Raw genomic sequence first — 14,220 nt, 5'->3', positions numbered from 1 at the left:
AGGAATAAAAATGAAAAGATTGTTAAGTTTATTATTAATATTTACATTGGTATTAACAGCTTGTGGAGGTAATAAAGATGGTTCAAAAGACGCTAATGCTTCTAAAATTTCAAAAAGTGAAAAATTAAATCTAAACTTATCAGGGGAACCATATACCCTTGATCCGGCATTTGCTTCGGATACAACTTCATGGTGGGTAATCGATAGTATTTATAGTGGTATTTATCGTAAAGGTAAAGATGGTAAGCCGGAATTAGATGCTGCAGAAAGTGTGAAAATTTCAAAAGATAAGAAGACATATACATTTAAAATAAAAGATGGACTAAAATGGTCAAACGGTGACAAACTAACAGCTAAAGACTTTGAATATTCATGGAAACGTGTACTAGATCCAAAAACAGCTGCATACAGCCCTTCTGCCTTATATTTTATAGAAGGGGCAGAAGCATATAATACGAAAAAAGGGAAAATCGAAGATGTAAAAATTAAGGCAATTGATGATAAAACATTAGAAGTCGGCTTGAAAGACCCGATTGATTTCTTCCCTAAAATTATTACAGGTTCAGCGTATTACCCAGTAAATAAAAATGTTGTTGAAAAAAATAAAAAATGGGCTGCAGAAGCAGATACAATTGTAACAAATGGACCTTTTGTAGTAGAAGAATGGAAACACAACGATCATATTAATCTAAAGAAAAACGAAAAAAGTCATTTAGCAGATAAAGTAAAGCTTCCAGGTGTTCATTTTAAAATGGTTGCTGACACGAATACAGAATACCAGTTATATAAAAACGGTGAGCTTGATGTATTACCTGGTGTTTCTGCAGACGTATTAAAACAAGTAAAAGGTAGTAAAGAACTTAAAAGTTATGAGAATTTCTCTGTTGGAACATATTCATTTAACGTTAATGAAAAACTTGTGAATAATCAAAAAATTCGTCAAGCTTTAAGTTATGCAATAGATAGACAATCATTTGTTGATAATGTATTGAAAGGTGGACAAAAGCCAGCATACGGTTATGTATCTCAAGGTGCCAAAGATAGCGATGGCAAAGATTATACAGAATATAGAAAAGATTATTATAAATTTGATCCTAAGAAAGCAAAACAATTGTTAAAAGAAGGTTTGAAAGAGGAAGGATTGAATAAACTTCCTAAAATTACTATAAAGACAAATGGTGAAGGAATTAATAAGAAATCCGCAGAAGTTGTGCAGGAGATGTTGAAACAAAATCTAGGTATCGATATAGGTATTGAAACACAAGAATGGAAGACATACATTGATACTTTCAAACAAAAAGATTTTCAAATTGCAAGAATGGGTTGGGGTGGAGACTTCCTAGATCCGTATCCAGTGTTAGCTTTATATGAGAGTAAAAGTTCAAGTAACTTTACAAACTGGAAAAATAAAAAGTTTGACCAATTACTAGAAGCTTCATTAAAAGAACAAGATGATAAGAAACGATATCAAATACTAGCAGAAGCAGAAGATATTTTAATGGAAGAATTACCTATCATCCCAATTAACTTTGGATATACTAATTCATTAATTAAGACTAACATTAAAGGGATAAAAACAGATGCTTTATCAAGACCTGATTTTGTCTTCGCAGAAAAAGAAGTAAAATAATCTGATAATCCTCATAAAAGACTTTACATTTAACGGATGTTATAATTTGCATATAAAGTCTAATTAACTGGAGGTTAATATGAATATTTATATTTCCGATAAGGCATTGCAATGGTTTAAAGATGAAGTAGGTTTAAAGTCAGGTGATAGTGTTAAATTTTTTGCTAAAATTTATGGGTCTAGTAAGATTCAGGAAAGTCATTCTTTAGCATTTACAGTTGATCCAGACTATGAAAAAGCGATTGCTAAAGTAGAAGTGGATGGTATTATCTTCTATGTAAATGAAATGGATGAATGGTTCTTTAAGAATCACGATTTATATATCGAGTACGATGAAAAATTACAAGAAGTTGCCTACGATTACAAAAAATAATGGTAAGTTCATTTTATTTTAAAAATAATTTGTGAAAAATTTTAAGGCGTTAAAGCAAGTGGGTGTAAGGGTTTTCCCTTGCACCCTATTTGTATTGTCTCTAAACTTAAAAAAATGTACTTTAAATATTCTGAAATTATAGTATAATTTCAGAATAGTAAAGAATGTTTATTATATTTTAACAAAAGGGGATAGAAAGAATGGAAGAAAATCATTTACACAGGGGTTTAAGTTCAAGGCAAGTACAAATGATCGCACTAGGTGGTACCATTGGGGTGGGGCTATTCATGGGTGCATCAAGTACAATTAAGTGGACGGGACCTTCTGCAATCTTAGCGTATTTAGTTGCTGGTTTATTTTTATTTTTAGTAATGCGTGCAATGGGAGAATTAGTTTATCTATTCCCTACAACAGGATCGTTTGCAGAATATGCATCAACGTACTTACATCCTGTATTTGGTTATATCACTGCCTGGGCGAATATATTCCAGTGGGTAGTGGTTGGTATGAGTGAAGTTATCGCAGTAGGACAATATATGCAATATTGGTGGCCGGAATTACCGGGATGGATTCCAGGTATCATAGTTATTGTCACACTTGCTCTTGCAAACATGGCTTCAGTTAAAGCGTTTGGTGAGTTTGAATTCTGGTTTGCAATGATTAAAATTGTAACAATCGTTTTAATGATTATTGCGGGCTTAGGTATTATCTTCTTTGGATTTGGTAACAATGGTCATCCAGTAGGTTTCGGGAATTTAACTGAGCATGGTGGGTTCTTCCCGAATGGTATTACAGGTTTCTTCTTTGCATTATCTATGGTAGTCGGTTCTTATCAAGGTGTTGAATTAATCGGTATCACAGCTGGTGAAACAAAAGATCCACAGAAAAACGTTGTTAAAGCGGTAAATGGTATCATTTGGCGTATTTTAATTTTCTATATCGGTGCAATCTTCGTTATCGTTACAGTTTATCCGTGGGATGAATTAGGTAATGTAGGTAGTCCATTCGTAGCAACATTTGCAAAAGTAGGTATTACAGCTGCAGCTGGTTTAATTAACTTCGTTGTAATTACAGCAGCGATGTCAGGATGTAACTCAGGTATCTTTAGTTCAAGTCGTATGATCTATACTTTAGCTAATGAAGGTAAGATGCCTAAAACATTTGCTAAAGTAATGAAAAATGGTGTACCTGTATTCGCAGTGTTAGCCATTTCAATAGGTATTTTTATTGGTGTTATTCTAAATGTTGTTTTACCAATGTACATTGATGGATCTGAGAATATCTTCGTCTATGTATATAGTGCATCAATTTTACCAGGTATGATTCCTTGGTTTATGATTCTATTCAGTCACATACAATTTAGAAAGCAAAGACCAGACTTACTTGAGAGTCATCCATTCAAGATGCCATTTGCACCATTCTCAAACTACATTACAATTGCTTTCTTAGTTATGGTATTAATCGGTATGTTAATCAATGATGAGACACGCGTATCTGTAATTATCGGTATCATTTTCTTAGTAGCAATGGGATTTGTTTATTTCCTTCGTGGTTTCCACAAGTTAGATGGTAAATACCAAAAGTAAGATATTTATCCTATTATAATAGGTAGAAACTCTAAATTTTATAGTGCGAACTTATTAAAATCACTATTCAGTCATTTTATAAATATACAATTAAGTAAAACTTAATAGAAATATCGAAAAGAGATTATCTTCTAAAATTATTAGAGATAATCTCTTTTTTTATTCCAGTATTTTCAATGATATTTAATTTGTATATATAGAGTAGACTACAGGTGTTATAACAACAGTATTTTTAAATATTAGTTAAAAATTTGTTTTTGTAGCGTATACAAAAATTAAGTATAAATTAAGCATTTACTATATTTATTATACTTAAATAACTATATTTTAATGCATAAAATCATGTATGCAATTATATCAGAATACTTTATCAAATTAAAATACCAGCATGAAAATGTAAAATGCGTGCTGGAAATGCGATAAAATCAATGTTTTTAAATTTATTTTTCATAAAAAGTGATTTTTATCACAAATAAGTTTACATATTATTAGTATTATGAAATAATGATTCTGTTATCAAATACATATAATCGTTGATTATATAAGGTTTTGTAGGATAATATGAGAATAGTTTGAATATTGAGATGCATAAATGGGGTGATTTTGGGGTAAAATTACACTGATTTTGTTCATGATTTGTACATTGTATACGATTTCAAACGTGGTAATATATATATTGTGAAAAGGTTAACAAAGTAAAAAAGCTTCAAACAAACATTATTTATAAAGTGGCCGCTTTAAAATAAATAGCTGATGATCTTAATAGAAAGTCAGTCAGGTTTCAAAATCATTAAAACAAAATTAAAACAATTTATTTAATCAAAGGAGAAATTAAGATGGATATTATTATTGGGGTAGGTACATTATTAGTAGTTTTAATCGCAATGTCTTTATTTTTAAAATTTGCACCATATGGACGACAAGGTCTTCAAGCTCTCTCCGGGGCTGCATGTTCAACATTTTTACCACAAGCATTCTTAAGTTACGCAATTGGTGGAGTATTCCACTTAGACTTCTTCGTTAAAGTTGGGGACACATTAGGTGGCCTTGGTGGTTTAGCAGTCGGCGTTTTAACTTGTATCAAATTAGGAGTTACACCAGTTTACGCATTGATCGTTGGTCTTTCATTATTAAAAGTTAAATTATTACCTGCATTTATCGCAGCTTACTTAATCAGTTTCTTAATCAAACAAATTGAAAAACGCGTTCCAGAAGGTTTAGATTTAATCGTAGTAATCCTTGTAGCACCAGCATTAGCAACTTTAATCGCAATGGCAATTCAACCATCAGTTATCGCAGTATTAACTCAAATCGGTTCAGCAATTACAGCAGTTGGAGATTCAAACCCATATGTATTAGCAATCGTATTAGGTGCAATCATTCCTGTAGTAGGTATGACACCATTAAGCTCAATGGTATTAACAAGTTTATTAGGATTAGTTGGTACACCAATGGCAATCGGCGCACTTTGCTGTACAGGTAACTCATTTGCAAACTTCGTTTTATTCAAAAAATTAGGTTATGGTACTAAAGCTACACCATTCGCAGTAGCAATCGAACCTTTAACTCAAATTGATATTATCGCAGAAAAACCAGTTCAATTATACGGATCAAACGCAATCATCGGTATGGTTAACGCTTGTATCATCACTGCATTCGGATTAGTTATCAACATCACTGGTATGGCAACTCCAATCGCAGGATATATTGTAGCATTCGGATTTAACGACACAGTACCAGTACTACTTTGCGGTTTAGCAGTTGCAGTAACTAGTATCGTAATGGCTTGGTTATTTGCTTCATTCTTCAAAAAACATGATGTATCAGTACCATTTAGCATGCCTCAAATGGGTAAAGCTAAAAAACAAAACGCATAAGTTTAGAAATAAGATAATCGGATAAACTAATTAAAGAAAGTGCTTTAAAGCATTATCGAATTTAAAAACAATAATTGAAAAGTTAAAATAGTTGTAGTTTAAACAAATTAGTGTAAAATGTATTTAATATAAGACGATATGATAATTCTGGGAGGAATTTAAAATGGCAAGAACAGCAGATTATAAAAGCGCATTTGATGTAATCGGTCCAATCATGATTGGTCCTTCAAGTTCACATACAGCAGGAGCAGTAAGAATGGGTTTAGCAGCACGACAAGTATTAGGTAAAGAACCTGAAAAAGTTTCAGTTTCATACTACGAGTCGTTTGCTGAAACACATGCAGGTCATGGTACTGACTTAGCAATCATTGCGGGTGTATTAGACTTCCCAACTGAAGATCCACGTGTAAAAACTTCAATTGAAATCGCTGAATCTAAAGGTATCTCAATTGAGTTTATCGAAGAAAAAGGAGATAACGTTGGTGAACACCCTAACACAGCTTTAATTCGTCTGGACAAAGATGATAAACACATTGAATTATGTGCGAACTCTATCGGTGGTGGAACGATTAAAATCAGAAGTATCCATATCAATGGTGCTTGTGCTTTAATGAACCACACTTTACCACTCTTAGTGTTATATGGTGAAGAACCTATTGGTGAATTTAACCGTTGTATCACAACTTTATCAGAAGCTGGATTAAAAATTAACGAAGAAATTAAATCACAACGTGACGGTAAAACTGTTGTTGCTTTACACTTATATAAACCAATTAAAAAAGAATTATTAGAATCTATTAGAGAAGAATTCAAAACAATCGAATTCTCAAACATTATTTAATCAAGGGGGATAATAAAATGTATAATTCAATACAAGAAGTAGTAGAAGCTGCTAATAAAAAAGGTAAATCAATTGCTGAGTTAATGATAGAAATGGAAATGGAAACTTCAGATATGTCTCGAGAAGAGATTATCGCAAAAATGCGTAAAAACCTTGAAGTAATGAGAGCTGCTGTACTTCGTGGATCCAGTGGCGAAGGGGTTAAATCTGTAACTGGGTTAACAGGACAAGATGCAATCAAAATGAAAAACTACCGTGAGCAAAACGAACCTTTATCAGGCCCTGACGTAGCAAAAGCATTACAATTCGCGATTGCAACAAATGAAGTTAACGCTGCAATGGGATTAATTTGTGCGACGCCAACTGCTGGATCATCAGGTACTATTCCAGGCGTGCTATTCTCTGTACAAGAGAAGTTAAACTTAACAGAAGATCAACAAGTTGAATTCTTATTCACAACAGCTTTATTAGGTATCGTTATTGCGAACAATGCATCAGTAGCAGGTGCTGTTGGTGGTTGTCAAGCAGAAGTAGGTAGTGCATCAGCTATCGCAGCTGCAGCAGCAGTTGCAATTAAAGGTGGAACACCTGAACAATCATCACATGCAATTGCACACGCATTAGGTAACTTATTAGGTCTTGTTTGTGACCCTGTAGCAGGTTTAGTAGAAATTCCATGTGTTATGAGAAATACAATCGGAGCAGGTAACGCATTAATCGCTGCTGACTTATCTTTAGCAGGTATTGAATGTAAAATTCCAGCTGACCAAGTTATTGAAGCAATGGATAAAGTCGGACGTGGCTTACCAAGCGCTTTACGTGAAACAGGTATTGGCGGTTTAGCAGGTACTCCAGCTGGTCAAGAAATGAAAGCTAGAATCTTTGGACCACGCCCAACTGTAGAAGCTTAATCATAAAACTTTGAGTGGCGGTTAAGTTGTAAATAATAATAGGCAATGAATATTATTAATGTAACTAAAAATGACTTAGCTGCTACATCAATAGTTGTGCTATCTTCAATTAAATTCATATCAACAAAAGATATGATTATAAAAGCTAACATTGCACAAATTGTGTGAACTAAATAGTATTTCATTGAAACCACTACCTTTCATATAATTTATGTAAATAAAGCGCTTTCATTTAAGTTAATTAATTATATTAAATGATTTTAAGAAAGTAAATAGAATTGTCAAAAAAGTCTGTGAAAATTCACAGACTTTTTTTGTATTATAAAAAAACTGACATTTTTATGATAGAATGATTATAAAATATTAGGTGTGTAGGAGGAAGTATGACAAATTTAGTGAATAATTTAAAAGAATTAAGAGCACTAAAGCAATATTGTATTATAGGGAATACTAATCAACAGCATGAAATATTGTCATACTTCAGACTTAAAGAAGCATGGATTGAAGAATTTTCTACACCATTTCATGAGCGCTTAACAGTTAAAGAACAACTGAAATTCTATATTAAGTGGTTTAATTATTATGAAAGTGCAGAGTCGATATTAAAAAAATTTGATTTATTAGAATATCAGAATATGAAAGTAAAGAAATTAGATTACGATGAATATGTACTGCTCAAAGTTGCACTAGCATTAGTGCAAGATAGGGAATATGTCGTATTTAAAGACATATTACACAATCTTAAAGTAGAAACAATTGATCAACTACTGAACGTGATGCCTTTATTTAAAGAGAATCATAATGTATTACAAGTATTGTCTTATATTGATCATGCGATACTACTCTCTGACCAAGTGTACCAAGTTAAGAAAGAGCAATTGAAGCAACTTGAAATATACGTAGATGAGCAAGAGAATATCCAATCGTTAAAACTTTCTGATGGCGAACAGAAACAAAATGAAAACATAAGTAAAGAGGACACTCAACAAGATATTTCCCAAGAAATAAATCAACAGCTAATACGTAGCAATGTATTTAGAATATCTGTTAAGTCTGAAGATAAGACGATATTTATTAATCCAGAAGACATTGATTATATAGAAGGTGCTGAAGGAAAGGTAAACATTATCATCAATAATGAGTCATTTAAAGCAGATTATACATTAAATGACTTAGAGAATAAGTTAAAAGTATATGGTTTCTATAGATGTCATCGCTCATATATTATCAATCTACAAAAAGTTAAAGAAATGATTACTTGGTCTAAGAATTCATATTCGATTAAAATAGATGGACTGGAAAATACCTTTGTGCCATTATCTCGGAATAAGGTGAAAGAAATTCAAGGATATTTCAATAGCCAGGAGGTACAGTTCACGAAAAGTTAGGTACATTCTACGTGTATTGTATAGTAAGGTGATTAAGTCTCTAATACAATTTGGATAACAAATTGATTGGAGGCTTATTTTGATGACATTAATACAGATGAATGATGTAGTTAAGATATACGAAAGTAAAAAAGCAGTTGATCATCTATCTTTACATATTCAGCAAGGAGAAATATTTGGTTTACTTGGTCCGAGTGGTTCAGGAAAAACAACAACGATTAAAATGCTGACTGGAGAGACATCGATTACAGAAGGAGATATTCAAGTATTTCATTATAAAGATAAAGCATTGCAAACAGCAGAATATAGGGAGCAGATTGGTATTTTGTCTGACAATAGTGCATTATATGAACGATTAACTGTGTACGATAATTTAAAGATGTTTGCAGGATTATATAAACAATCAACAGATAGAATTGATGCAGTACTATCATTTGTACAGTTGGAAGATGAGAAGAAAACAGTCGTTAAGAAATTATCTAAAGGGATGCGTCAAAGAATATTACTTGCTAAAGCGTTAATCCATCAGCCTAAGCTATTATTTCTAGATGAACCAACATCAGCGCTGGATCCAAATACGACAAGACATATACATAAAGGTCTATTAAAATTAAAAGAAGAAGGTACGACCATCTTCTTAACCACTCATGATATGGATGAAGCAGAAGCGCTGTGTGATCGTATCGCACTCATTAACAATGGGAAACTCGTGGCACTTGATACGCCGGATAACCTTAGATATCAACATTCTGATCAAACGATTACCCTGGAAATGAATGATACTTTAGTGAGAACAGTGCATAAAGAAGACGTCGTACAAATAACGGAGTTGCTTAATACTAAAAAAGTTAAACGTATCTATACGAATGAACCAACCCTAGGAGAAGTATTTATTAAAGTCACTGGAAAGGAGCTTGTGTAACATGAGAATGAATCGAGTGATGGCCATTGCGGAGAAAGACTTTAAAGAATTTATGAGAAATATGATGCTACTGACGATGCCGATATTGCCGATTATAATGTCAGTTATTTTTAGTAGAACTCCATTAAGGAATGTCACTTGCAATACTGATAATAGCGATGTGCTTTGGAGCAGTTTTAACAGGTACTATTATGACGATGATTGCTGAGGAAAAAGAAAAACATACGTTAAGAGGTCTGATTAATTCTCCGGCTTCGATGATGGATATATTGATCGGTAAAAGTTTAGTAGTCAGTGTAATCACTATAATAACAGTTTTTATTTGTCTGATTATTTTAGATATAAGTGTTCTAACTAATTGGAAGATGGTTACTGGATTTATAATGATTTTCATTTTCTTTTTAATGATTGGCATCGCAATAGGTTTATTTGTAAATAGTGTATCAGAGACAAGTTTGTATTATCTACCTGTGCTATTTCTTTTTGCCATGGCACCAACATTTGCACATATGGGAATGAATAAAGATAATATATTTGTGAAATTAAATAGTTATAGCCCGACTGCACAATATGATTTGTTGGCACAAAACGGAGATATCAAACATATTCTTATCATTGGCATATGGACATTGTTATCTATGGCTGTCACTGCAATTCTTTTCAAGAAAAACTCAATAGACTAGAGAAAGAGAGCTGAAACTTCCAGCTCTCTTTCTTTATATCATATCAATAATCATCTTAATTGCAGCCATTATAATCAGTGCAGTAAGAATGTAACGCAGCACTGTTTGATTGGTTTTTTTAGAAACTTTCGTACCGATTGGAGCAAATATTAGACTTGCTATGATTAATGGGATTGCATGTTCAATATCCACGCTACCTGTAAGAAATTTTGTAATGAATGTTCCGATTGATGATACGAAAGCAATGATAATACTATTTGCGACTACTACTCTAAAGGGAACCTTAAAGATTGTTAGTAAGATAGGTACGATTAAGAATGCACCACCTGCGCCTACAATGCCTGACAGAATACCGATAACTGCTGCCACAATAAACAATGCTATTTTATTATAGGTTGTTTTTGAATCATTTGCTTTCACTTTAATAAACATTAAAATCACTGCTAATATTGCAAGAAATGTATAGACGATATTGATGAGAGATTCATCAAATATTGATGCAAGGTATGCACCACTTACACTGCCTAATAATATACCGATACTCATTGGAATAATAATTGATTTATTAAGGTTTTCATTCTTTCTCTGGCTGATACTTCCGCTTAATGTACTAAAAAACACTTGCGCGGCAGTCAGTCCCGCCGCAGCAGTCGGATTCATATCAATATTAAACAGTGGCGGAATAAATAATAGCATAGGATACATAATAATTGCACCACCTATACCTATTAGTCCTGACAGGAAAGCACCGATTGCTCCAATTACGGCAAATAATATAAATGCCATTATAACGCTTCCCAATCCAGCATCCCACCGTCGACATTCGTAGTTTCAATGTCAAAATTACTTAAATAGTGACAAGCTTGTCCACTGCGATTGCCCGATCTGCAAATAATATAATAATGTTCATCTTTATTAAACTTATCTATATTATATTCTAGTACAGATAAAGGAATATTTTTTGCTTGGGGGATATGATTCGCTTCGTATTCATTCACTTCACGTACATCAATGAGATTGATATCTTTCTGATTGATCAATGATTTAAGCGTTTCAACATTAATCGTTTGATAGTTTGTCATATTAATTACCTACTTTTTATGAGAAGATTGACAGCTTGTTTTACTAATTCATCTGTATCTTCATTATTTTTTACGCTTTCTTTAACACACTCCGCTAAATTCTCGCTGACGATGACACCTATTAATCTTTCGATACCACTTCTTGAGGCACTGAGTTGTGTCACAACCTCACGACAATCTTTTCCTTCTTCCATCATTTTAAGGACGCCATTTAATTGACCTTGTAGTCTCTTTAAACGATTGATTGCACTTTTATCATATTCCATATTTAATCACCTTTCATATAATAAATTATTTGTAATGGTTATTACTATATACCTTGTGGGGTATTTTTGTCAACAATAAAAAATAGGGGGTGGGGTATTTGACATATTGATTTATATGAGTTAATATACCCCTATAGGTATTTAAATACGAGGAGGAAATATTAATGAGTAGAAAAATAGTAATAGTTGGTGGCGTTGCTGGAGGCGCTTCAACAGCAGCACGTTTAAGAAGATTAAATGAACAAGATGAAATCACTTTAATAGAAAGAGGAAGTTATGTATCTTTCGCCAATTGTGGTTTGCCTTATCATATTGGTGATGAGATTAAAGATCGAAGCAAATTATTAATTCAAACACCTGAATTAATGGAAAGTCGAATGAATATTAATGTAATGACAGATACGAATGTCGTTTCTATTAATAGAGAAGCTAAAACTATCGACGTTGTAGCAAATGGACAGAACCAAGCAATTGACTATGACATACTAGTACTTTCAACAGGCGCAAAACCAATACAAGTGCCAATTGAAGGTGCGGATCTTGGGCATGTCTTTTCATTAAGAAACATTCCTGATATGGATCAAATTATTGCATATATTAAGGAAAATAACGTGAAGTCTACAGCGGTCGTTGGCGGAGGATTTATTGGTTTAGAAATGGCTGAGAACTTAAAAGCTTTAGATTTGGATGTCGCTTTATTTGAATTAGGTGACCAAGTAATGCCGGGTATTGATATGGATATGGCAGTTGAGTTACATAACCATATGTTAAGTAAGGGCATAGACTTGAGATTGAAACAATCAATTAAGAAGATTGATGAACATACAGTTGAATCAAGTAATGGTGATGTTGTGAATGCAGATATGGTCATTATGGCAATTGGTGTATTACCGGAATCTACATTAGCAGAAGAGGCTGGATTAGAAATAGGCATTAAAAAAGCAATCAAAACCAATGACGTATTCCAAACATCAGATCCTTCGATTTATGCAATTGGTGATGTTGCAGAAGTTACGCATGCGATTAGCGAACAAGATGTGCATATTCCACTGGCATGGATTGCGAATCGACAAGGTCGATTATTAGCTGACCATTTGAATGGAAAACAGGTTGAAAAGTTTAAACCAATCGGTACAGCAATCGCTAAAGTATTTGATTTAAATGTGGCAAGCACAGGTTTGAATGAGAAGACGTTAAATACATTAGGTAAAAAGTATCATGTGATTCATGTGTCAGGTCAATCCAATGCAAGTTATTATCCTGGGGCGACACCGATGACAATCAAAGTAATCTTCTCATCTGAAGGACAAATTTATGGTGCTCAAATTGTTGGACGTAAAGGTGTAGATAAACGTATTGATTTAATTGCAAGCGCCATAACTTTCAATCAAAAAGTGACGGATTTACAACGTATTGAAATTGCATATGCACCTCCGTTCTCTTCTGCAAAAGATCCAGTGAATATGGCGGGATATATCGCGCAAAACGTGATTGAAGATGAGATGAAGATGATGCAAGTGAGTGAAGTGGATGATACACCACACCAAGTTGTGGATGTCAGAGAACCGATTGAGCATGAAATGGGTCACATTAAAGGCTCTAAAAATATACCTTTAGGTGAGTTAAGGACACGTTTAAATGAAATTAATAAAAATGAACCAGTCGTAATTTATTGTCAAGTTGGTCAACGTGGCTACAATGCAGCACGTATATTAAAGAATGAAGGCTTCGATGTAATTAATTCAGACGGTGGTTTTAAATTGTATAAACAAAATTATTTGACGCAATCTCAAAGCGCGTCTCAACCAACAGAGATCGAGAAAGATAATAATAACGATAATAAAAATACTGAAAAAGTGAAAATTACAGCACAAAATGAAGAGGTGAAACAAGTGTCGTTACGTGAAGATAGAAGAGTGGTTGAAGCAAGTGGCTTACAGTGCCCTGGGCCAATCCTTAAAGTTAAAGAAAACTTAGATGAAATGCAAGATGGAGAACAATTAGAAATCCACGTTACAGACTTTGGATTCTGTCAGGATATCGAATCATGGGCAAACGTTACGGGTAACACTGTCGTTAAGAATGAAACTGAAGGAAATAAAGTCGTTGCAGTGATTCAAAAAGGTCAGAGCTTACCTGTAAATGTGATGAACGATAGTAATGGTCATCAACTTGTTGAAACGAAAAATGGCGCAACAATGGTTGTCTTCAGTGGTGATTTAGATAAAGCTTTAGCTTCATTTATTATCGCAACGGGTGCAGCTTCAATGGGTAAACAAGTTACAATGTTCTTTACTTTCTGGGGGTTAAATGTGATTAAACGCCCTGGTATTAAAATCGAAAAACAAGGTTTAGATAAAATGTTTAGTCAAATGATGCCGAAACATGCTGGAAAACTTCCTATTTCTAAAATGAATATGGGTGGCATGGGATCTAGAATGATTAAACATGTCATGAACAAAAAGAAAGTAGACTCTTTAGAAGTAATGATTGAAAAAGCACAAAGTATGGGCATCAAGATGGTGGCTTGTACGATGAGTATGGATATTATGGCTGTTTCACGTGAAGAACTCATTGAAGGCGTTGAATATGGTGGCGTTGCAACATACTTAGGCGATACTGAGAAAGCAAACTTAAACTTATTTATTTAAGTGAAGAATA

The 14,220-nt window shown here is 33.3% G+C and carries 13 protein-coding genes; 10 read left to right on the top strand and 3 right to left on the bottom strand.

The window, feature by feature from the left end; translation table 11 throughout:
* Window positions 1–10 precede the first annotated feature (10 nt).
* The 9 genes from ACMGE6_RS03985 to ACMGE6_RS03945 all read left to right on the top strand — a co-directional run bounded on the left by ACMGE6_RS03985 (window position 11) and on the right by ACMGE6_RS03945 (window position 10,211).
* On the top strand, window positions 11–1,630 hold the full coding sequence (locus tag ACMGE6_RS03985) for a peptide ABC transporter substrate-binding protein (RefSeq protein ID WP_414054522.1): 1,620 nt from the start codon (window positions 11–13) through the stop codon (window positions 1,628–1,630).
* Between the two features lie 79 nt (window positions 1,631–1,709).
* Window positions 1,710–2,003, top strand: coding sequence for a HesB/YadR/YfhF family protein (locus ACMGE6_RS03980; protein ID WP_414054521.1), 294 nt, complete (start codon window positions 1,710–1,712; stop codon window positions 2,001–2,003).
* 200 nt (window positions 2,004–2,203) lie between these two features.
* On the top strand, window positions 2,204–3,589 hold the full coding sequence (locus tag ACMGE6_RS03975; protein WP_414054520.1) for an amino acid permease: 1,386 nt from the start codon (window positions 2,204–2,206) through the stop codon (window positions 3,587–3,589).
* A gap of 836 nt (window positions 3,590–4,425) precedes the next feature.
* Window positions 4,426–5,466, top strand: coding sequence for a PTS sugar transporter subunit IIC (locus ACMGE6_RS03970; RefSeq protein ID WP_414054519.1), 1,041 nt, complete (start codon window positions 4,426–4,428; stop codon window positions 5,464–5,466).
* A gap of 163 nt (window positions 5,467–5,629) precedes the next feature.
* Entirely contained in the window at window positions 5,630–6,307 is a 678-nt protein-coding gene (gene sdaAB, locus ACMGE6_RS03965; protein ID WP_414045261.1) for an L-serine ammonia-lyase, iron-sulfur-dependent subunit beta, read from the top strand.
* Between the two features lie 17 nt (window positions 6,308–6,324).
* Window positions 6,325–7,218: an L-serine ammonia-lyase, iron-sulfur-dependent, subunit alpha gene (sdaAA, locus tag ACMGE6_RS03960; protein WP_414054518.1), complete on the top strand. Its 894-nt coding sequence runs from the start codon at window positions 6,325–6,327 to the stop codon at window positions 7,216–7,218.
* Between the two features lie 383 nt (window positions 7,219–7,601).
* Complete coding sequence (locus ACMGE6_RS03955) at window positions 7,602–8,606, top strand: LytTR family DNA-binding domain-containing protein (protein WP_414054517.1); 1,005 nt, start codon at window positions 7,602–7,604, stop codon at window positions 8,604–8,606.
* 82 nt (window positions 8,607–8,688) lie between these two features.
* On the top strand, window positions 8,689–9,528 hold the full coding sequence (locus tag ACMGE6_RS03950; RefSeq protein ID WP_414054516.1) for an ABC transporter ATP-binding protein: 840 nt from the start codon (window positions 8,689–8,691) through the stop codon (window positions 9,526–9,528).
* Window positions 9,529–9,659: 131 nt separating this feature from the next.
* Entirely contained in the window at window positions 9,660–10,211 is a 552-nt protein-coding gene (locus tag ACMGE6_RS03945; RefSeq protein WP_414054515.1) for an ABC transporter permease subunit, read from the top strand.
* 33 nt (window positions 10,212–10,244) lie between these two features.
* On the opposite strand, the gene ACMGE6_RS03940 is transcribed toward ACMGE6_RS03945, so the two are convergent.
* Genes ACMGE6_RS03940 through ACMGE6_RS03930 form a run of 3 tightly spaced genes read right to left on the bottom strand, consistent with a single transcriptional unit; the run spans window position 10,245 to window position 11,559 of the window.
* Entirely contained in the window at window positions 10,245–10,997 is a 753-nt protein-coding gene (locus tag ACMGE6_RS03940; protein WP_414054514.1) for a sulfite exporter TauE/SafE family protein, read from the bottom strand.
* Window positions 10,997–11,293, bottom strand: a complete 297-nt coding sequence (locus ACMGE6_RS03935; protein WP_414054513.1) for a rhodanese-like domain-containing protein — start codon at window positions 11,291–11,293, stop codon at window positions 10,997–10,999. The genes ACMGE6_RS03940 and ACMGE6_RS03935 overlap by 1 nt, the downstream gene beginning before the upstream one ends.
* A gap of 5 nt (window positions 11,294–11,298) precedes the next feature.
* Window positions 11,299–11,559, bottom strand: coding sequence for a metal-sensitive transcriptional regulator (locus ACMGE6_RS03930; protein ID WP_414045254.1), 261 nt, complete (start codon window positions 11,557–11,559; stop codon window positions 11,299–11,301).
* Window positions 11,560–11,723: 164 nt separating this feature from the next.
* Here ACMGE6_RS03930 and ACMGE6_RS03925 point away from each other — a divergent pair, with 164 nt between their 5' ends.
* The gene (locus tag ACMGE6_RS03925) at window positions 11,724–14,210 is read left to right on the top strand and encodes an FAD-dependent oxidoreductase (RefSeq protein ID WP_414054512.1); all 2,487 of its coding nucleotides are present in this window, start codon (window positions 11,724–11,726) and stop codon (window positions 14,208–14,210) included.
* Window positions 14,211–14,220 lie beyond the last annotated feature (10 nt).

The organism is Macrococcus equi (genome assembly GCF_047426745.1).
GTDB classification, from domain to species: domain Bacteria; phylum Bacillota; class Bacilli; order Staphylococcales; family Staphylococcaceae; genus Macrococcoides; species Macrococcoides equi.
The sequence above is the reverse complement of the archived record's forward strand: the minus strand, read 5'-3'. Positions and strand labels throughout refer to the sequence as shown.